This window comes from Micromonospora sp. NPDC048843, from assembly GCF_040649965.1.
GTDB lineage: Bacteria > Actinomycetota > Actinomycetes > Mycobacteriales > Micromonosporaceae > Micromonospora > Micromonospora hortensis.
This window is the reverse complement of record NZ_JBEZGJ010000050.1, coordinates 1-19,862: the sequence shown is the minus strand read 5'-3', so window position 1 is coordinate 19,862 and position 19,862 is coordinate 1. Positions and strand designations below refer to the sequence as shown.

Genomic DNA, 19,862 nt, shown 5'->3' with positions numbered 1-19,862 from the left:
ACAGGCTATGACGCTCACCGCCGCGCTGCCGACAAGCGCCGACCCCGACACCCTCTTCGACGCGTTCGCCAGCTGGGCGAAGGAGCGCGGCCTCGACCTCTACCCCCATCAGGAAGAGGCGGTCATCGAGATCGTCTCCGGCGCCAACCTGATCATGAACACGCCCACCGGCTCGGGTAAGAGCCTGGTGGCGATCGCCGCGCACTTCGCAGCCCTCGCCGACAGCCGGACGACCTTCTACACCGCGCCGATCAAGGCGTTGGTGTCGGAGAAGTTCTTCGCGCTCTGCGAGGTCTTCGGGGCCGAGAACGTCGGCATGCTCACCGGCGACGCCAGCGTCAACGCCGACGCCCCGATCATCTGCTGCACCGCGGAGATCCTGGCGAACCTGGCGCTGCGCGAGGGCACGAAGGCCGACGTCGGCCAGGTGATCATGGACGAGTTCCACTTCTACGCCGAGCCCGACCGAGGCTGGGCGTGGCAGGTGCCGATCATCGAACTGCCGCAGGCCCAGTTCATCCTGATGTCCGCCACCCTGGGGGACACCACCCGCTTCGTCGACGACCTGACCCGGCGCACCGGGCGCCCGACCGCCGTCGTGCGCACTGCGGAGCGTCCGGTCCCGCTCATCTTCTCGTACGCGATGACGCCGCTGCACGAGACGCTTGAGGAACTGCTGGAGACCAAGCAGGCGCCGGTGTACGTCGTGCACTTCACCCAGGCCGCGGCGCTGGAACGTGCCCAGGCGCTGACCAGCGTCAACGTCTGCACCCGCGCCGAGAAGGACATGATCGCCGAGGCGATCGGTGGTTTCCGGTTCACCGCCGGCTTCGGCAAGACCCTGTCCCGGCTGGTCCGGCACGGCATCGGCGTGCACCACGCCGGCATGCTGCCCAAGTACCGCCGCCTGGTGGAGACCCTCGCCCAGGCCGGCCTGCTGAAGGTCATCTGCGGCACCGACACCCTCGGCGTCGGCATCAACGTGCCGATCCGCACCGTGCTGTTCACCGGCCTGTCCAAGTACGACGGGGTCCGCACCCGGCTGCTGAAGAACCGGGAGTTCCACCAGATCGCCGGGCGGGCCGGCCGGGCCGGCTACGACACCATCGGCCGGGTCGTCGTGCAGGCCCCCGAGCACGTCATCGACAACGAGAAGGCCCTCGCCAAGGCCGGCGACGACCCGAAGAAGCGGCGGAAGGTGGTCCGCAAGAAGCCGCCGGAGGGCTCGATCGGCTGGGGCCAGCCCACCTTCGACCGACTCGTCGACGCCGAGCCGGAACCACTGACCTCCAGCTTCCAGGTCAGCCACTCGATGCTGCTCAACGTCATCGGCCGGCCCGGGGACGCGTTCACAGCGATGCGGCACCTGCTCACCGACAACCACGAGGAGCCCGCCGCGCAGCGCCGGCACATTCGCCGCGCGATCGCCATCTATCGGGCGCTGCGCGCCGGCGGGGTCGTCGAGGAGCTACCCGAGCCGGACGAGACCGGCCGGCGGATCCGGCTCACCGTCGACCTCCAGCTCGACTTCGCCCTCAACCAGCCGCTCTCCCCCCTCGCGCTGGCCACCATCGAACTGCTCGACGCCGAGTCCCCGTCGTACGCGCTCGACGTGCTGAGCGTGATCGAGTCGATCCTCGACGACCCCCGGCAGATCCTCTCCGCGCAGCAGTTCAAGGCGCGCGGCGAGGCGGTCGCCGCCATGAAGGCCGAGGGCATCGAGTACGAGGCCCGCATCGAGCTGCTCGACGAGGTGACCCACCCGAAGCCCCTCGCCGAGCTGCTGGAGGCCGCGTACGAGATGTACCGGCAGGGGCACCCCTGGGTCGCCGACCACCAACTCTCCCCAAAGGCCGTCGTCCGCGACATGTACGAGCGGGCCATGACCTTCACCGAGTACGTGCAGTTCTACGGGCTGACCCGCTCGGAAGGTCTCGTCCTGCGCTACCTGGCCGACGCGTACAAGACGCTGCGCCAGACAGTGCCCGAGGACGCCAAGACCGAGGAGCTGATCGACCTCATCGAGTGGTTGGGCGAGCTGGTCCGCCAGGTCGACTCCAGCCTCATCGACGAGTGGGAGCGCCTGCGCAACCCGTCCGACGTGGCCGAGGTCGCCCAGGCGCACGCCACCCTGACCGATCGGCCACCGGCGGTGACCCGCAACGCGCGGGCGTTCCGGGTGTTGGTGCGCAACGCGCTGTTCCGACGCGTCGAGTTGGCCGCGCTTCGCCGCTGGGACCTGCTCGCCGAGTTGGACGCCGAGGACGGCTGGGACTACGACGCGTGGGCCGACGCCCTGGCGCCGTACTTCGAGGAGTACGACTCGATCGGCGTCGGGCCGGACGCCCGAGGGCCGGCGCTGCTCATGATCGAGCAGGGGCGGGAACGGTGGACCGTCCGCCAGAGCTTCGACGACCCCAACGGCGACCACGACTGGGGCATCAGCGCCGAGATCGACCTGGCGGCCTCGGACGAGGTCGGCGCGGCGGTCGTGCGGATCACCGACGTCGGCCAGCTCTGACCTGTCGATCGGCGCGGTGCCGACCGGCGGCGCCCGGCCGAGGAACCAACAGTGCCGGCGTACGCCGGGCGGCCACGTCCTCGATCCAGCCGAACAGCAGCACCGCCCCGGCGGTCAGTAGGCACACCCCGGTCAGTCGCAGCGCGATCGAGGCCACCGAGTTGTACGGGAGCATCGGCGCGAGCAGCAGGAACATCCCGAGGCTGGCCGGGATGTGCCAGAGGTAGATGGTGACCGCTCGAGCGTTGACCACCCGGAGCACGGCGCCCAGCGGCACCCGGCCGACGAGCCGGGGCTGCACCCTCAGTAGCACTGCGACGAGAGCCATCGACCACAGTGTGGTGCCGCCCGCGATGTGGTTGAGGTCGACGGCCCGGCCGGTCACCATGGCGGCCACCACCCAGGTGCCGCCCACCCCGGCGAGGCCGGCCACGAGGCACCCGTACCAGCGCCACGGGACACGGTGCAGCAGCCGATCATGGTGGGCGAAGCCCATCAGCCAACAGGACAGGTAGGCGGCGACGAAGTAGCCGGCGTGCACACCGGTCAGATGCATCCCGACCGGCAGCGCGGTGGCGACACCGATGCTGGGCCACGGCCAGCGGCGGAACAGCCACAGCAGCACCGGCGAGAGCAGCACCAACCACAGATAGGTGACGACGTACCAGAGCCCGATGTGGAACACCCAGGCCCAGGACTGCCCACCCACCGGCGGCACCCGCAGGGGTAGCACCCACCAGAGCAGTTCAGCCCAGCCGGCCACGCCACTCGGCAGTGGACGCCACCCGACGGAGAGCACCGCCAGTGCGATCGCGCCGAACGCCCAGTACGGCAGCAGCAGCCGGCGCAGCCGTCGGCGCACGGCCGATGCGCCGTGCCGGTCCAGTGACGCCGCCATCAACGAACCGGCGATGCCGAACATCAGACCCATCGCCGGCACCAGCAGGCTCAGCCAGATCCAACCGGTGACGTGGAAGATCACGACGCGGACGAGCGCGATCGTCCGCAGCAGGTCCAGGTAGCGGTCCCGGTCGGCTGCGGGGTCGGCGGCCTGGACGGTGCGCACCGCCGTACCCCTGCCAGGGATGACAACCCTGGACGCCTCGTCGATGACCACAACGCACAATAACGCCACAAGTACGACAAATAACGCAGCATCGCGAACGCGAGCAAGACAGCGTTCCGCCCTCCGGGCGGCTGTTCCTCTGATCAGCCAGCCTCCCCAACCGGCAGGCCGACGGATGCCAGACGGTGAACCAGATCCGTCAGCGCCGACCGACCGGCGGCGCCCCACGACACTCGCCCAGCCGGGCGATTCGTCCGGTTGCCAGGAGGCGGCACACCCTCTCAACTTCGCTGGGCAATGTCAGACCCGTCGATTAGAATGTATGTACTAATAAAGATCCTGACCTGGGAGGACGCCCGTGACCGCGCCCGCCTCGACGCCCCTCACCCCCTACGCCACACTGCTCGGTTTCACCCGCTACGTCGACCGCACCGGCCCCACCAAGGCGACCTTCGTCGGCGGGCTGCGCAAGCAGCGCGCCAGCCGGTCCGGCTTCAACCCGCACGGCCAGTTCGTCAAGGCGCTCAAGGCCGACATCGCCTTCCACACCGGCGGCACCCACCTGGCCGGGGTGGCTGACATCGTCAAGCCACGATGGCGCCCGCTCTACCAGACGCTCGTCCCCGGCGCCACTACCTGGCTGCACTCCCTCGGCGAGCCGGCCGCCGTCGATCTCGCCCAGACCCGCGACGCCCTGGCGATGCTGGGCGATCTGCCCGTCAAGATCAACCCCCACTTCGGAGTACGCCACGCCGACGGCCGCGCCGAAGCGGTCCGCCTGCACTTCGACGAGGCCCCACCGAGCGAGGAATCGGTGCTCGCCACCCTGCACCTGATGGCCCGACACATGGACGCGGTGCTTCCGCACGCCGAGCCGGTCCTGGTCGACGTCCGCCGCGGCCTGGCCCACCGCATGCCCACCGACGCCAAGCCCGACCAGATCGAACGATGGCTCTCCGGCGAAGCCGCCGCCTTCCGCGCCATCTGGTCCACCGCCGCCTAACCCACCCCCATTCCCACCCCCTCCACCTCACCCGCCCACCTCATCCGCCCAAGATCCGCGCAACTTCGGGGATGCTGCTGTCTCGCGTCGCGGCGAGGCAGCAAGAAGAGCGAAGTTGCGTGGATCTTGGCGGTCCGCCCTGGTTCAGGGGTTATCCACAGGGGCTGCGGGTGAATGCGAACGCCGGTCATGGTGTCTGTCATGCCTGTTCCCCCACGACGGCCGGCGAGCCTTCAGGGACGCGTCTTTCGCGGCTCCCGCGTCGTTGCCCAAGGCCTGTTGACCCGGACAGAGCTGCGCAGCAGGGCGTGGCGTCCGCTGTTCCGGGATGTCTACGCTGATGCTCGGCTGGCGGTCACCCACCGCACTCGTTGTGCCGCCGCGGCACTGTGGGTTCTGCCATCAGGCGCGGCGATCGCTGGTCGCAGTGCGGCGGCGCTGTACGGCGCGGCGTCGGTCGCCGACCACGAGCCCATCGACGTGCTCGTGCCCGCCGGCAAGCGGTTCGGTCCGGTCTCAGGGCTCGTCGTGCACACCGGCGCGATCACCACGACCGACGTCGCCGTACGTCAGGGCATCCCGCTGACCACGCCGACGCGCACCTGTTGGGACCTGGCCCAGTGGCTGCCAACGGAGGACGCCGTCGCCGTCGTAGATCGCCTTGCCAGACAACAGCTGGTGGCGCTCCCTCGACTGCGCGCGGACTCCCGAACACGGATCGGCAACCGGGGTTGGAAACGGATGGCGCGTGTGGCTGAGCTGGCCGACGCGGGCGCGGAGTCGATCCCAGAGTCCCGGCTCCGCGTGCGGATAGTGCTCGCCGGGGTGCCGACGCCCGTGACGCAATTCGTGGTCGAGCGCGATGGGAGGTTCGTGGCCCGTCTCGATCTGGCGTGGCCGCACCTCAAGGTCGCCGTTGAGTACGACGGGTTGTGGCATGACGATCCCGAGCAGTTCCATCGAGACCGACGCCGCCTCAACCGACTGCTCGGTGAGGACTGGATCGTCCTGCACGTCACGGCAAAGCGGTTTCGCGAGGACTTCGACGGCTTCCTCGCCGAACTCCGTCGAGCCATCCGGTCCCGCTCCCGCTGACGCAGGCAAAGACCTCGGACGCTCCAAGATCCGCGCAACTTCGGGGATCCTGCTGCCTGAACAGCTCAGGAGTCAGCACTTTCACCGAACTTGCGCGGATCTTTAGAGGTCGGATGTGCACCACGCCGGCGGGCGGTGCTGGTGGGGTGTCAGGCGGCAGGGAGGTACTTGGCCAGGTCGTCGAGGATCTTGTTGGCGGCGCCGACGCCGATGCCGGTCATCCAGACCTCGTCGGAGACGGGGTACGCCTTGCCGGCCTTGACCGCGCCGAGGCCCTTCCACAGCGTCCCGCCGGCGACCTTGGTCTGCTCGGCGGCGGCCTTGTCGCCGTACGCGGTCACGAAGATGACATCACCGTCGACCTCGTTGACCCGCTCGGGGCTGACCAGGTCGAAGCGCTTGTCCTCCTTGTTGGCGAGCAGCTGCCGCTCGGGGCGGCCCAGGCCGGTGTCGCCGATGACGATGCCGGAGAACGAGTCCGGGCCGTACACCCGGATGTTGCCGGGCAGGAACCGCACGATGGAGACCTTGCGCGCGGCGGCGTCGCCGAGCGTCGCGCCGAAGTCCTTGGCCCGCTTCTCGTACGTGGCGAGCAGATCCTTGGCCTGCTGCTCACGGCCGAGCGCCTTGCCGTCGAGGAGGAGGTTGTCCTTCCAGGTGATGCCCACCTTGTCGGTGAACACGGTCGGCGCGATGGCTGCCAGCTCGTCGTAGAACTTTTCCTGGCGGAACTTGCTGCCGAGGATGAGGTCCGGCTTCAGCGCGTTGATCGCCTCCAGGTCGGGCTCGGTGAGCACCCCGACCTCCTTGATGCCGGCGAGCTTGTCCGCGCCGAAGTAGGTGGGCCAGCTCTTCGCCTCACCTGCGGTGGCCGCGCCGACGGGCGTGATGCCCAGCGACAGCGCCGTGTCGATCTTGTCGGTGTCGAGCACGACGACGCGCTTGGGCTCGGCCGGGACCTTGGTGGTGCCCATGGCGTGGGTGATCTCCCGGGTGTCCCCGGTGGTGGAGCCGGCGACCGGGTCGCTCTCACCGCAGGCGGTGAGGCCGGCGCCGAGGGCGACGGCCGCGGCGAGAGCTGCGACGAGACGACGCATCAGAGTCCTTTCGAGGGGTGCGAGCCGGCGAGCGGGTTGGCCGCGTCGCCGGTGGAGGGTCGGGCGTCCGGTACGGACGCCGTCGACGAATCGGGGTCTTCCGCGCCGGCGGGCGCAGCGGCCGGGTCACCAGCGCCACCCGGCGAGGCGACCGCGCCGCCCGACGCGGCAGCGGGAGCGGCAGCGGGAGACGGAGCGTTGCCGCCGGTGTAGGCGGGCACCACCAGCGGTGCGCCGGTCACCGGGCAGGGCACCACCACGCAGGCCAGCCCGAAGACGTCGCGGACCAGGTCGGCGGTGAGGATCTCCCGGGGTGGTCCGGCGGCGACCACGGCGCCGTCGCGCATGGCGACCAGGTGGTCGGCGTAGCGGGCGGCCTGGTTCAGGTCGTGCAGCACGGCGACCACTGTGCGGCCTCGCTCGGAGCGCAACCGGTGCAGGAGGTCCAGCACCTCCACCTGGTGGGCCAGGTCGAGGAATGTGGTCGGCTCGTCCAGCAGCAGGGCGTCGGTGTCCTGGGCGAGGGTCATGGCGATCCACACCCGTTGCCGCTGACCGCCGGAGAGGCTGTCCACCGGTCGGTCGGCCAGGTCGGTGACGTCGGCGAGGGCCATCGCCTGGTCCACCGCCGCGCCGTCCTCCGACGACCACTGCCGCCACCACCGCTGGTAGGGCTGTCGGCCGCGCCCGACCAGGTCCGCCACGGTGACGCCCTCGGGCACCAGCGGGCTCTGCGGCAGGACGCCGAGGCGGCGGGCTACCTCCCGGGTCGGCAGGTCGCGGATGGCGGTGCCGTCCAGCAGCACCGTGCCGCGGCGGGGAGTGAGTAGCCGGGCCATCGTGCGCAGCAGTGTGGACTTGCCGCACGCGTTGGGCCCGACGATCACTGTGAACGCGTCGGTGGGCAGGTCGAGGTCGAGCCCGTCGAGCACGGTCCGCTCGTCGTAGCCGGCGACCAGGTCGCGGGTGGAGAGCATCACACGACTCCTTGAGGCGTCACGACGACCGCCGCCGGCCACGCAGCAGCAGGAAGATCAGGTACGGGCCGCCGATCGCGGCGGTCAGCACACCGGCGGGTAGTTGGGTGGGTGCGAACAGGCGCCGGCCGGCCAGGTCGGCCAGCACCAGCAGGAGTGCGCCGAGCAGCGCCGCGCAGACCAGCGGTGGTCGTTCGGCGCGTACCAGGCGACGGGCCACCTGCGGGGCGACCAGCGCCACGAAGTCGACGGCGCCGACCTGGGCGGTGACCATCGCGGCGACGAGTACGCCAGTACCGGCGAGGCCGATCCGGCGGGCCACCGGGCGCAACCCGACACCCCGGGCGGTGTCGTCGTCCAGGGCGCTGCTGTTCAGTGCCCAGCCGGCCCAGGCCAGCACCGGCAGCAGCACCAGCAGCGTGCCGGCGATCCAGGCGGCCTCGGTCCAGCCCTTGCCGGCCAGCGTGCCGATCAGCCAGATCTGCGCGCGCAGCCCGTCGATCGGGTCGGCGGTGAGCATCACCACCTCGGTGAGCGCCCGGAAGCCGAACGCGACCGCCACCCCGGCGAGCACGAACCGCTGCGCGGCCAGCCCGTGCCGGGCCCCGAGAGCGAACAGCAGCACCGCCGCGAGCAGCCCGCCCACCAGCGCTGTGGGCGCCACCAGCACCGCGGCCATTCCGCTGGTCAGCGCCACTGTCGCGGCGAGGCCGGCGCCCTGGGTGATGCCGATGACGTCCGGGCTGGCGAGTGGGTTGCGGGCCACGCTCTGGATCAGCGTGCCGGCCACGCCGAAGGCGGCACCGGCCACGGCCGCCAGCACCACCCGCGGCAGCCGAAGATCAAAGACCACGAGGTCGTACGGGGTGCCCGCTCCGGAGAGGGCGCGCAGCACGTCTGCCGGGGCGACGTACGGGGTGCCCAGCGAGAGGCTGAGGACGACGGCCAGCAGGAGCAGCACGGTCAGCACGGCGGCCACCAGTACCGCGCGTCGGCGAATCAGCAGGCTGACCGGGCCGACGCGCAGCAGCGAGCGCCCCGGCACGCCGCCACGGACGGCACCAGCCGAGCCGGCGACCGACAAGCCAGCCGAGCCAGATGAGTCAGACGAGCCAGCGGGGCCGGGCGAGCCAGCGGGGCCGGAGGAACGGCGGGTGGTGGTCACGCGGTCACCACCCGGGCGCGGCGGACCAGCACGGCCAGCAGTGGCGCGCCGATCAGCGCGGTGACGATCCCGGCCGGGATCTCGCCGGGCGGGGCGACGAGCCGACCGACGATGTCGGCGGCGAGCAGCAGCGCCGGCCCGAGCAGGGCGGAGACGGCGAGGGTCCAGCGGTGGTCCGCGCCGACCAGGGCGCGGGCCAGGTGCGGCACGGCCAGCCCGACGAACGCGACAGGTCCGGCGGCGGCGACCGCGGCGCCGGTCAGCAGCACGGCGGCGAGGCCACCACCGAGGCGGACCAGGCCGATCCGGTGGCCGAGACCACGGGCCACGTCGTCGCCGAGGGCCAGCGCGTCCAGGCCCCGGGCCACCAGGGCGGCCAGCACCAACCCGACGAGGACGAACGGCAGCACCTGCGCGGCGACCGACAGGTCCCGGCCGGCTAGCCCGCCGACCACCCAGAAGCGGTACTCCTCGAAGGTGCGGGCGTCGATGCTGAGCAGCGCGTACACCCCGGAGGCCAGGCTGGCGTCGAGCGCCGCGCCGACCAGCGCGAGGGTGACCGGGCTGGCGCCCTCGCGGGCGCGGGTGGCGATGGCGAAGACCAGCAGCCCGGCGATCAGGGCCCCGGCGATGCCGAACCAGACGTACCCGGCGAGCGTGCCGACGCCGAAGACGGAGATCGCGAGCACCACCCCGAACGACGCGCCCGCGCTGATGCCGAGGATGCGCGGCTCGGCGAGGGGGTTGCGGGTGAGCGCCTGGAACAGCACCCCGGCCACGGCGAGCGCGAGCCCTACCGCGAGGCCGAGGGCGGTCCGGGGCATCCGCAGCTCACGCACGATGGTGCTGGCGTCGCCGCCGTCCGGCGCGACGAGCGCGTGCCAGACCTGGTCGACGCCGAGTTGTCGGCTGCCGAGCGCGAAACTGGCCAGCACTGTGAGCAGGAGCACCAGCGCGGCCGCGACGGTGACGGCCACCCGGCGGCCGGTGCGGGTGCCGGACCGGTTGCGGGCCTGAGTCGGCCGGGTGGCGAGGGTGGTCACGAGTCTCCTGCACGTTCACGCTTAGGTTCGCCTAACCTTAGCCGCTCAGTTGAGGGCCACCTAACTGGCGCTCATCGATCCGCGGCAGGCTGAGCAGGGCAGACGCCCGCGCGAAGGGGGCCGCGCGCCTACTGTTGGCTCATGCGATTCGACCAGCACACGGTCGTCCTGCTGACCCGGCCGTCGGATCCGCCGGAACTGCCGCAGGACGCGATCGACCGGTTGCGGGACGCGCACCTGGCCCACCAGGCGGGCCTCGTGCAGCAGGGGCTCGTGCTCGCGGCCGGGCCGTTCCTGCACCCCGACGACGAGCAGCTGCGGGGCTTCGTGGTGCTGTCCATCGCCCCGGACGAGGCCCGCGCGCTGTTCGCCAACGACCCCGCCGTGCGGGCCGGTCGCCTGGTCGCGCGGGTCACGTCGTGGCTGCTTCCGGAGGGCACAGTGCGGTTCGAGAGCGTGCCGGTGCCGCAGTCGATGCTGGAGGCGGCCTCCGGGGACTGACCCCCGACCTGGTCAGCCGGCCGAGCCGCTGCCGGTCTCCGCCGGCAACTCACTGAGCGGGATCACCCGCAGGGCGTCCATCGGGCCGACGACCACCAGCAGTTGCGGGAAGTAGTCCCGCAGCACCTGCTGGCACCCGGCACAGGGCGCGACGACCTCGCGGCCACGGTCGGCGACAGTGACGATCGTCTCCAGCGCGGTGACGCCCTGCGTGGCGGCCGTGCCGATCACGACAAGTTCGGCGCAGGCCCCTCCGGTGGCGTGCTGGACGTTCACCCCGGTGAAGACCCGACCGTCAGCGGTCCGGGCCGCCGACGCGACAGTGTGGTGCTGGCTGCGGCAACGCAGCTTGGAGACCGCGGTGGCGGCCTGCACCAACGCACGGTCGGTGTCGCGCATCTCCATCCGGCTCCCCCAGCGCTCGACGTCGGCCGCCAACTCTAGGGCCCGCTCGTGGCCGTCAAGGGACCGGAGGTGGCCGTCGGAAAGCCGGCCGCTCGGTAACCCAGGGGCGGCGCGCCGCCGGGCTGCCTATCCTTGGGCACGACATGCAGAATCCAACCGCCTCCGTCGCGTCCGACCCCGTTCGCGAGCTGCACCGCCGCCTCACACCTCTGATGTTCCGCGACCAGCGCCGGCTCCAGCGGCGACTGGACGGTGCCCGCAGGCTGCGCGACCCGCAGCGTCGGGAGGCGGCGCTGACCGAGATAACCGCCGACCTGGTCCGGGCCGAGCAGCGCCTCGCCGCTCGGCAGGCGGCGGTGCCCGTGATCACGTACCCGGTGGGCTTGCCGGTCAGTGAGCGCAAGGACGACATCGCCGCTGCCATCCGCGATCACCAGGTGGTGATCGTGGCGGGCGAGACCGGCTCCGGCAAGACCACCCAGATTCCCAAGATCTGTCTGGAGTTGGGGCGCGGGGTGCACGGCCTGATCGGGCACACCCAGCCCCGGCGGTTGGCCGCCCGGACGGTGGCCGACCGGATCGCCGACGAGTTGGGCACCGAGTTGGGCGACGTGGTCGGCTACAAGGTGCGCTTCACCGACCAGGTCAGCGAGCGCAGCCTGGTGAAGCTGATGACCGACGGCATCCTGCTGGCCGAGTTGCAGACCGACCGGATGCTGCGCCAGTACGACACGCTGATCATCGACGAGGCGCACGAGCGCAGCCTCAACATCGACTTCATCCTCGGGTACCTGCGGGAGCTGTTGCCCCGACGACCCGACCTCAAGGTGATCATCACCTCGGCGACCATCGAGACCGACAGGTTCGCCAGGCACTTCGCCGGGCCACCCACTGCCGATGAGCCGGAGGGTGTGCCCGCGCCGGTGGTCGAGGTCTCCGGGCGTACCTATCCGGTGGAGGTGCGCTACCGGCCTCTCGTCGAGCTCGCCGAGGGCGAGGAGGACGGCGACGGCGACGAGGAGACCGTCCGCGACCAGATCCAGGCGATCGGCGACGCCGTCGAGGAGTTGGCCGCCGAGGGCCCCGGCGACATCCTGGTCTTCCTCAGCGGTGAGCGGGAGATCCGGGACACCGCCGACGCGCTGGGCAAGCTCGTGCAGAAGAAGCGTTCACTACTCGGCACCGAGATCCTGCCGTTGTACGCGCGGCTCTCCTCCGCCGAGCAGCACCGGGTCTTCGCCGCGCACTCCTCGCGCCGGGTGGTGCTCGCCACCAACGTCGCGGAGACCTCGCTGACAGTGCCCGGCATCAAGTACGTGGTGGATCCGGGCACCGCCCGCATCTCCCGCTACTCCAGTCGGCTCAAGGTGCAGCGGTTGCCGATCGAGCCGGTCTCCCAGGCGTCGGCGAACCAGCGCAAGGGCCGCTGCGGTCGTACCTCGGACGGCATCTGCATCCGCCTCTACGACGAGCAGGACTTCCTCTCCCGGCCCGAGTTCACCGACCCGGAGATCCTGCGGACCAACCTGGCGTCGGTCATCCTCCAGATGACAGCGATCGGGCTCGGCGACCTCGCCGCGTTCCCGTTCATCGACCCACCGGACAAGCGCAACATCACCGACGGCGTCAACCTGCTGCACGAGCTGGGCGCGTTGGACCCGACCGAGGCCGACCCGGCGAAGCGGCTCACCGCACTCGGCCGGCGGCTGGCCCAGTTGCCTGTCGACCCGCGCCTGGCCCGGATGGTGGTCGAGGGCGAACGCAACGGCGCCGCCACCGAGGTGCTGGTGATCGCCGCCGCGCTCTCCATCCAGGACCCGCGGGAGCGGCCGGCGGAGAAGCAGGCACAGGCGGACCAGGCGCACGCCCGGTTCGCCGACAAGGAGTCGGACTTCGTCGCCTTCCTCAACCTGTGGCGCTACCTGCGCGAGCAGCAGCGGGAACTCTCGTCCAGCGCGTTCCGCCGGATGTGCAAGGCGGAGTACCTGAACTACCTGCGGATCCGCGAGTGGCAGGACATCGTCAGCCAGCTGCGCCAGGTGCTGCGTACCCCTTCCGACGGCGACCGACGGGGTGGGCGGCCGGCGCGCGACGCCGCCGACGGCGCGGACGCCGGCCGGGGTGAGAGCCGCCGGGGTGGCGCGGACCTGCCGGAGGAGATCGACACCCCGAAGGTGCACCAGTCGCTGCTGCCCGGCCTGTTGTCGCACATCGGCCTCAAGGACGCCCAGAAACACGAGTACCTGGGGGCGCGGGGCGCCAAGTTCGCGCTCTTCCCCGGGTCGGCGTTGTTCAAGAAGCCGCCGCGCTGGGTGATGGCCGCCGAGTTGGTGGAGACCTCCCGGCTGTGGGGGCGCATCGCCGGCCGCGTCGAGCCGGAGTGGGTCGAGCCGCTGGCGCAGCACCTGGTCAAGCGCAGCTACAGCGAACCGCACTGGGAGAAGAAGCAGGCCGCGGTGATGGCCTTCGAGAAGGTCACCCTGTACGGCGTCCCGCTGGTCAGCTCCCGAACTGTCAACTTTGGGCGGATCGACCCGACGCTGAGCCGGGAGCTGTTCATCCGGCACGCCCTCGTCGAGGGCGACTGGCAGACCCACCACCAGTTCTGGACGGACAACAAACGGCTGCTCACCGAGATCGAGGAGTTGGAGAGCAGGGCCCGGCGCCGGGACATCCTGGTCGACGACGAGACCATCTTCGGCTTCTACGACCAGCGGATCCCGGCCGACGTGTCCTCCGGCCGGCACTTCGACAGCTGGTGGAAGAAGACCCGCCGCGAGCAACCCGACCTGCTCACCTTCACCCGTGACCTGCTGATCAACGACGGCCGGCCAGGGGTGGACGAGGACGACTACCCGGACGAGTGGCAGGCCGACGGGGTGAGCCTGCCGCTGACCTACCGGTTCGAGCCGGGCACGCCGGACGACGGCGTCACTGTGGACATCCCGCTGCCGCTGCTCAACCAGGTGCCGGCGGAGACCTTCGACTGGCAGGTGCCGGGGCTGCGCGAGGAGACGGTGATCGCGCTGATCCGCTCGCTGCCCAAGGCGATCCGCCGCAACTTCGTCCCGGTGCCGGACTACGCACGGGCCGCCCTGGCGGCGATCACTCCCGGCGAGGAGTCGCTGCTGGACGCGCTCACCCGGCAGCTGCGGCGGATGACCGGGGTGACGGTGCCCCGCGACGCCTGGGAGCCGGGCAAGCTCCCGGCGCACCTGCGGGTGACCTTCCGGGTCCTCGGCGACGACGAGAAGCCGCTCGCCGAGGGCAAGGACCTGCCGGCCCTGCAACGCCAACTCCGTCAGGAGGTACGCCAGGTGGTGGCGGCCGCCGCACCGGAGGTGGCCCGCACCGGGTTGCGCGAGTGGAGCATCGGCACGCTGCCCCGGACCATCGAGCAGGTCCGCGCTGGTTACGCGGTCACCGCCTACCCGGCGCTGGTCGACGAGGGCGCCACGGTCGGGGTGAGGGTGTTCGACTCCCCCGCCGAGGCGGAGGCGGCGCACTGGGCCGGCACCCGCCGGCTGTTGCGGCTCACAGTGCCGTCCCCGGCGCGGTTCCTGCAGGGGCGGCTGGACAACGAGGCGAAGCTGGCGTTGAGCCGCAACCCACACGGCGGCGTGCAGGAGCTGATCGAGGACGCGGCGGGCGCGGCCATCGACCGGCTGATCGGTGTGGCCGGCGGGCCGGCGTGGGACGCCGACGGCTTCGCGGCCCTGCGCGAGAAGGTCCGCGCCGACCTGGTCGACACCGTCGTCGAGGTGATGGACCGGGTCCGCAAGGTCCTCGCCTCCGCGTACGCCGTCGAGCAGCGGCTCGGCGCGACCCGCAACCTCGCCGTGGTGGCAGCGCTGGCCGACATCCGCAACCAGCTCGCCGGGCTGGTGCACGCCGGTTTCATCACCGAGACCGGGTACGCGCGCCTGCCCGACCTGCTGCGCTACCTCACCGCCATCGAGCGTCGACTGGAGCGGCTGGGCGGCAACCCGCAGCGGGACCGCCAGCAGCAGGACCGGATCGCCGTGGTGCAGAAGGAGTACGCCGACCTGCTCGCCAACCTGTCGCCGGCCCGCCGCCAGGAGTCGGCCGTCCGGCAGATCCGTTGGATGATCGAGGAGTTGCGGGTGAACGTCTTCGCCCAGGCGCTGGGCACCCCGTACCCCGTCTCCGAGCAGCGGATCTACCGGGCGATGGACGACGCCGAGGGCCGCTGAGCCGACGGCCGGGCCGCTGCCGACCTCTTCGCGGCGGCGGCCCCCCGTCCGGCCTCCTTGCGGTGGCGCGCCCCGGGGTCAGGTCAGTGGCTCGACGCCCGGGGGCAGTTCGCCGAGGTCGATCGCCGACTGGATGTAGTCGAGCAGGATGCGCCGAAGTTCCCGACCGGCGTGGGTGGGTACGACGTCACGCCGACGGGCCACCGCGATGGTCCGCCGCACCCCGGGCGGGGCGAGCGGGGTGATCCGCACGCCCGGCCGGCGAGCCAGCACGATGCCGGGCACGAGAGCGATGCCGAGGCCCGCCTCGACGAAGCTGAGCACCGCGTCCATCTCGCCGCCGTCCACAGCGAAGGTGGGTTCGAAGCCCGCCTCCCGACACGCCTGGATGGTCGCGTCACGCAGGTCGTACCCCTCACGGAACATCACCATCGGCTGGTCCCGCAGGTCGGTGATGCGCAGCTCCCCGGTCGTCGACGCGGTGGGCACCTCCCCCACCGAGGCCACCACCAGGCTCTCCCGCAGGATCGGGTCGACGCGCAGCCCCGGGTCGGCCCCCTGCGCCGGCATGATGATCAGGGCCAGGTCGAGGTCCCCGCGGAGCAGGTCGCGCACCAGATCCTGCGAGCCACCCTCCTCGACCTTCAGGTCGACGGTGGGGTGCGCGTCGCGGAACCGGCGCAGCACCGGCGGGGCGAGCGACGTGGCCAGACTGGGGGTGGCCCCGAGCCGGACCCGACCCCGGCGCAGCCCGACCAGCTCCTGGACCTCCCGGGTCGCGGTCTCCACGTCGGCGAGGATCCGGGTGGCCAACGGCAGCAGCACCTCACCCGCCGCGGTGAGGGCGATGTTGCCCCTTACCCGCTCGAACAGTGGTGCGCCGAGGTCGGCCTCCAGAGCGTGAATTTGCTTACTGAGAGAAGGCTGAGTGATGCCCACGAGGTCGGCGGCTTGGGTGAAATGTCGTACTTCGGCCACCGCGACGAAGTACCGAAGCTGATGGAGCTGCATCTACATAGCCTACGGCTATCAACACTGCGAGTTTGATGCATTGGACGACTGATCGAAGTGCTCCTAGCGTCGGTCCTGTGGTAATCACGAAGACTCGGTCGCCCATCCGCTCGAACGTCGGCCTCAAGGCCGTCATGGCGGTGACGGGCATCCTGCTGGCGCTGTTCCTCATCGCCCACATGCTCGGCAACCTGAAGGTGTTCACGGGGGAGACCTCGTTCGACCACTACGCGCACTGGCTGCGCGACATCGGCAAGCCGCTGCTGCCCGGCGTCTGGTTCCTGTGGATCCTGCGCACCGTGCTGGTAGTGGCGGTCGTCGCCCACATCGTCGCCGCCACCGTGCTGGCCCGTCGGGCCCGCGCCGCCCGCCCGGTCAAGTACGCCCACCGCAAGAAGGTCAACGGCAGCTACGCGGCCCGCACGATGCGCTGGGGTGGGGTGATCATCCTGCTCTTCGTGATCTACCACCTGCTGGACCTGACCACCGGCACGCTGAACCCGGTCGGCGACGAGAGCAAGCCGTACGGCAACGTCGTCGCCGACTTCGCCCCGGAGCGCTGGTACGTCACCCTCTTCTACACGCTGGCCATCCTCGCGGTGGGCTTCCACCTACGCCACGGCGCGTTCAGCGCGTTCCGCAGCCTCGGCCAGCAGACGCCACGCGGCGAGCGCAGGGCGCGTACCGCGGCTCTGATCTTCGCCGTGCTGCTCTGCGCCGGGTACCTGGTGGTCCCGTTCGCCGTACTCACCGGATTGGTGTCCTGACATGGAACTCTTCACCGAGGGCGACGCGATCGCCGACACCAAGGCTCCCGCCGGCCCGGTCGAGAAGCGTTGGGAGACCCGGCGCTTCGAGGCCAAGCTGGTCAACCCCGCCAACCGCCGCAAGATGACGGTGATCGTGGTCGGCACCGGCCTGGCCGGCGGCTCCGCCGCCGCGACCCTGGCCGAGCAGGGCTACCACGTCAAGTCCTACTGCTACCAGGACAGCCCGCGCCGGGCGCACTCCATCGCGGCACAGGGCGGCATCAACGCGGCGAAGAACTACCGCAACGACGGCGACTCCGTGCACCGGCTCTTCTACGACACCGTCAAGGGCGGCGACTTCCGCTCCCGGGAGTCGAACGTGCACCGGCTCGCCGAGGTGTCGGTAAACATCATCGACCAGTGCGTCGCCCAGGGAGTGCCGTTCGCCCGCGAGTACGGCGGCCTGCTGGACACCCGCTCCTTCGGTGGCGCCCAGGTGCAGCGCACCTTCTACGCCCGGGGCCAGACGGGCCAGCAGCTGCTGCTCGGCGCGTACCAGGCGCTCGAACGGCAGATCGGCCTTGGCAACGTCGAGATGAACACCCGGCACGAGATGCTCGAGCTGGTCCTCGTCGACGGCAAGGCCCGCGGCATCGTCGTCCGGGACATGGTCACCGGCGAGATCAGCACCGAGATGGCCGACGCCGTCGTTCTCGCCTCGGGCGGCTACGGCAACGTCTTCTACCTCTCCACCAACGCCAAGGGCTGCAACGTCACCGCCACCTGGCGCGCGCACCGCAAGGGCGCGTACTTCGCCAACCCGTGCTACACGCAGATCCACCCGACCTGCATCCCGGTCTCCGGCGACCACCAGTCGAAGCTGACCCTGATGAGCGAGTCGCTGCGCAACGACGGCCGGGTCTGGGTGCCGAAGACCAAGGGTGACGACCGCAGCCCGAAGGACATTCCGGAGGACGAGCGGGACTACTACCTGGAGCGGATCTACCCCTCCTTCGGCAACCTGGTCCCCCGCGACATCGCCTCCCGCGCCGCGAAGAACGTGTGCGACGAGGGTCGGGGCGTCGGGCCGACGAAGCTCGGCGTCTACCTCGACTTCGCCGACGCGATCGGCCGGCTGGGCCGCAAGGCCATCGAGGCCAAGTACGGCAACCTCTTCGAGATGTACGAGCGGATCACCGGCGAGGACCCGTACGAGGTCCCGATGCGCATCTACCCCGCCGTGCACTACACGATGGGCGGCCTGTGGGTCGACTACGACCTCCAGTCGAACATCCCCGGCCTGTTCGTGATCGGCGAGGCGAACTTCTCCGACCACGGCGCGAACCGGCTCGGCGCCTCGGCGCTGATGCAGGGCCTCGCCGACGGCTACTTCGTGCTGCCCACCACCATCGCCAACTACCTGGCCTCCGGTCCGCTGGAGAAGGTCGACGCCAGCCACCCGGCGGCCGTCGAGGCGCGCACCGACGTCGAGGACCGCGTCCAGCGGTTGCTCGCTGTCGACGGCGACCGGACCGTGGACTCGTTCCACCGGGAACTGGGCCAGATCATGTGGGAACACTGCGGCATGGAGCGCAGCGAGGCCGGGCTGCGCAAGGCGATCGACGAAATCCGTGCCCTGCGCGAGCAGTTCTGGCAGCGGGTCAAGGTGTCCGGCAGCGGCGAGGAACTCAACCAGTCGCTGGAGAAGGCCGGTCGGGTGGCCGACTTCTTCGAGCTGGCCGAGCTGATGTGCATCGACGCCCTGCACCGCGAGGAGTCCTGCGGCGGCCACTTCCGGGCCGAGCACCAGACCCCCGACGGTGAGGCGCAGCGCGACGACGACCGGTTCGCGTACGTGGCGGCCTGGGAGTTCACCGCCGACGGTGAGCCCTCGGTGCTGCACAAGGAAGACCTGAAGTTCGAATACGTCCACCCCACGCAGCGGAGCTACAAGTGAACCTGACCCTGCGCATCTGGCGCCAGAAGGGCCCTGAGGACAAGGGTCGGATGGTGACCTACCCGGTCGACGACGTGTCCCCGGACATGTCGTTCCTGGAGATGCTCGACGTGCTCAACGAGCGGCTGATCCTCGCGGGCGAGGACCCGGTGGCGTTCGACCACGACTGCCGCGAGGGCATCTGCGGCATGTGCGGCCTGATGATCAATGGCGACGCGCACGGGCCGCAGCGCGGCACCACCGCGTGCCAACTGCACATGCGGCAGTTCAAGGACGGCGAGACGATCGACATCGAGCCGTGGCGGGCCAGCGCCTTCCCGGTGGTCAAGGACCTGGTCGTCAACCGGAGCGCCTTCGACAAGATCATCGCGGCTGGTGGCTACGTCACCGCGCCGACCGGCAGCGCACCCGAAGCCCACTCCACGCCGGTGGCCAAGGCCAACGCCGACGCCGCCTTCGAGTCGGCGGCCTGCATCGGCTGCGGCGCCTGCGTGGCAGCCTGCCCCAACGGCTCCGGCATGCTCTTCACCGCCGCCAAGCTCACCCAGCTCTCGCTGCTGCCGCAGGGCCAGCCCGAGCGCTACACCCGGGTGATCGGCATGGTCGACGCGCACGACGAGGCCGGCTTCGGCGGCTGCACCAACGCCGGCGAATGCACCCCGGCCTGCCCGAAGGGCATCCCGCTGAACACCATCGGCCGGCTCAACCGCGACTACCTCGCGGCCACCGCCAAGGGAGCCAACAACACCCCCGGTTCCTGAGGGTCCGCCGTACCACGCCAGACCGCCGTATCCCGCTTTCCCAGGGGTACGGCGGTTTGGCGTTTGCGTTTGGCGTTGGCGTTTGCGTTTGGCGTTGGCGTTTGGCGCTGGCGCTGGCGTTGGCGTTGGCGTTGGCGTTGGCGCTGGCGTTGGCGCTGGCGTTGGCGTTGGCGCTGGCGCTGGCGTTTGGCGTTGGCGCTGGTTGCGGTGGGGGCTGGGGCGACCGTCCCCGGCTCCGGGCGCCGCGACTCCGTTCGCGTCCTCGCGCCGACCGGCATGCTCGGCGCCGGATTTCCG

The 19,862-nt window shown here is 70.9% G+C and carries 16 protein-coding genes; 9 read left to right on the top strand and 7 right to left on the bottom strand.

Annotated features, from left to right (window positions below; all coding sequences use genetic code 11):
• Positions 1-7 precede the first annotated feature (7 nt).
• The gene (locus tag AB0C20_RS14600) at positions 8-2,521 is read left to right on the top strand and encodes a DUF3516 domain-containing protein (RefSeq protein WP_357568147.1); all 2,514 of its coding nucleotides are present in this window, start codon (positions 8-10) and stop codon (positions 2,519-2,521) included.
• On the opposite strand, the gene AB0C20_RS14595 is transcribed toward AB0C20_RS14600, so the two are convergent.
• Entirely contained in the window at positions 2,499-3,587 is a 1,089-nt protein-coding gene (locus AB0C20_RS14595; RefSeq protein WP_357568146.1) for an acyltransferase, read from the bottom strand. The genes AB0C20_RS14600 and AB0C20_RS14595 overlap by 23 nt on opposite strands.
• Positions 3,588-3,945: 358 nt before the next feature.
• Here AB0C20_RS14595 and AB0C20_RS14590 point away from each other — a divergent pair, with 358 nt between their 5' ends.
• Positions 3,946-4,590, top strand: coding sequence for a hypothetical protein (locus AB0C20_RS14590; protein WP_330440807.1), 645 nt, complete (start codon positions 3,946-3,948; stop codon positions 4,588-4,590).
• A 279-nt stretch (positions 4,591-4,869) separates the two neighbouring features.
• Positions 4,870-5,685 (top strand): hypothetical protein, encoded by an 816-nt coding sequence (locus AB0C20_RS14585; RefSeq protein ID WP_357568145.1) that lies wholly within the window; start codon positions 4,870-4,872, stop codon positions 5,683-5,685.
• Positions 5,686-5,834: 149 nt separating this feature from the next.
• Here the strand turns inward: AB0C20_RS14585 and AB0C20_RS14580 are convergent, their stop codons facing one another.
• The 4 genes from AB0C20_RS14580 to AB0C20_RS14565 form a co-directional block, all read right to left on the bottom strand.
• Complete coding sequence (locus tag AB0C20_RS14580; RefSeq protein WP_357568144.1) at positions 5,835-6,782, bottom strand: iron-siderophore ABC transporter substrate-binding protein; 948 nt, start codon at positions 6,780-6,782, stop codon at positions 5,835-5,837.
• Complete coding sequence (locus tag AB0C20_RS14575) at positions 6,782-7,759, bottom strand: ABC transporter ATP-binding protein (RefSeq protein WP_357187444.1); 978 nt, start codon at positions 7,757-7,759, stop codon at positions 6,782-6,784. Before AB0C20_RS14575 ends, AB0C20_RS14580 begins: the two co-directional genes overlap by 1 nt.
• Positions 7,760-7,778: 19 nt before the next feature.
• A complete protein-coding gene (locus AB0C20_RS14570; protein WP_357187447.1) occupies positions 7,779-8,804 on the bottom strand; it encodes an iron ABC transporter permease in 1,026 nt (341 codons plus the stop codon).
• 116 nt (positions 8,805-8,920) lie between these two features.
• Entirely contained in the window at positions 8,921-9,967 is a 1,047-nt protein-coding gene (locus tag AB0C20_RS14565; protein WP_357187450.1) for an iron ABC transporter permease, read from the bottom strand.
• Positions 9,968-10,108: 141 nt separating this feature from the next.
• Here AB0C20_RS14565 and AB0C20_RS14560 point away from each other — a divergent pair, with 141 nt between their 5' ends.
• Positions 10,109-10,468 carry a YciI family protein gene (locus tag AB0C20_RS14560; RefSeq protein WP_357187453.1) on the top strand — a complete coding sequence of 120 codons (360 nt, stop codon included), beginning with the start codon at positions 10,109-10,111 and terminating at the stop codon, positions 10,466-10,468.
• A 12-nt stretch (positions 10,469-10,480) separates the two neighbouring features.
• Here AB0C20_RS14560 and AB0C20_RS14555 read toward each other — a convergent pair whose 3' ends face one another.
• Complete coding sequence (locus AB0C20_RS14555; protein ID WP_357568143.1) at positions 10,481-10,873, bottom strand: cytidine deaminase; 393 nt, start codon at positions 10,871-10,873, stop codon at positions 10,481-10,483.
• 143 nt (positions 10,874-11,016) lie between these two features.
• Between AB0C20_RS14555 and hrpA the strand changes: the two genes are divergently transcribed.
• Complete coding sequence (gene hrpA / locus AB0C20_RS14550) at positions 11,017-15,087, top strand: ATP-dependent RNA helicase HrpA (protein WP_357187459.1); 4,071 nt, start codon at positions 11,017-11,019, stop codon at positions 15,085-15,087.
• Between the two features lie 78 nt (positions 15,088-15,165).
• On the opposite strand, the gene AB0C20_RS14545 is transcribed toward hrpA, so the two are convergent.
• Positions 15,166-16,098 (bottom strand): LysR family transcriptional regulator, encoded by a 933-nt coding sequence (locus AB0C20_RS14545; protein ID WP_238686239.1) that lies wholly within the window; start codon positions 16,096-16,098, stop codon positions 15,166-15,168.
• Between the two features lie 83 nt (positions 16,099-16,181).
• On the opposite strand from AB0C20_RS14545, the gene AB0C20_RS14540 reads away from it, so the two are divergent.
• From AB0C20_RS14540 to AB0C20_RS14525, 4 genes are all read left to right on the top strand, one after another.
• Positions 16,182-16,865 (top strand): succinate dehydrogenase cytochrome b subunit, encoded by a 684-nt coding sequence (locus AB0C20_RS14540; RefSeq protein ID WP_357568154.1) that lies wholly within the window; start codon positions 16,182-16,184, stop codon positions 16,863-16,865.
• 1 nt (position 16,866) lies between these two features.
• Positions 16,867-18,804 (top strand): fumarate reductase/succinate dehydrogenase flavoprotein subunit, encoded by a 1,938-nt coding sequence (locus AB0C20_RS14535; protein ID WP_357187466.1) that lies wholly within the window; start codon positions 16,867-16,869, stop codon positions 18,802-18,804.
• Positions 18,801-19,565 carry a succinate dehydrogenase/fumarate reductase iron-sulfur subunit gene (locus tag AB0C20_RS14530; protein WP_091401529.1) on the top strand — a complete coding sequence of 255 codons (765 nt, stop codon included), beginning with the start codon at positions 18,801-18,803 and terminating at the stop codon, positions 19,563-19,565. The genes AB0C20_RS14535 and AB0C20_RS14530 overlap by 4 nt, the downstream gene beginning before the upstream one ends.
• 101 nt (positions 19,566-19,666) lie before the next feature.
• Positions 19,667-19,862 (top strand): hypothetical protein (locus AB0C20_RS14525; RefSeq protein ID WP_357568142.1); only part of this gene is annotated, 196 nt, incomplete at its 3' end.

Coding starts and splice junctions, on each gene's coding strand:
- AB0C20_RS14600 (WP_357568147.1), top strand. CDS start 8: ATGACGCTCACCGCCGCGCTGCCGACAAGCGCCGACCCCGACACCCTC.
- AB0C20_RS14580 (WP_357568144.1), bottom strand. CDS start 6,782: ATGCGTCGTCTCGTCGCAGCTCTCGCCGCGGCCGTCGCCCTCGGCGCC.
- AB0C20_RS14575 (WP_357187444.1), bottom strand. CDS start 7,759: ATGCTCTCCACCCGCGACCTGGTCGCCGGCTACGACGAGCGGACCGTG.
- AB0C20_RS14560 (WP_357187453.1), top strand. CDS start 10,109: ATGCGATTCGACCAGCACACGGTCGTCCTGCTGACCCGGCCGTCGGAT.
- AB0C20_RS14555 (WP_357568143.1), bottom strand. CDS start 10,873: ATGGAGATGCGCGACACCGACCGTGCGTTGGTGCAGGCCGCCACCGCG.
- hrpA (WP_357187459.1), top strand. CDS start 11,017: ATGCAGAATCCAACCGCCTCCGTCGCGTCCGACCCCGTTCGCGAGCTG.
- AB0C20_RS14545 (WP_238686239.1), bottom strand. CDS start 16,098: ATGCAGCTCCATCAGCTTCGGTACTTCGTCGCGGTGGCCGAAGTACGA.
- AB0C20_RS14535 (WP_357187466.1), top strand. CDS start 16,867: ATGGAACTCTTCACCGAGGGCGACGCGATCGCCGACACCAAGGCTCCC.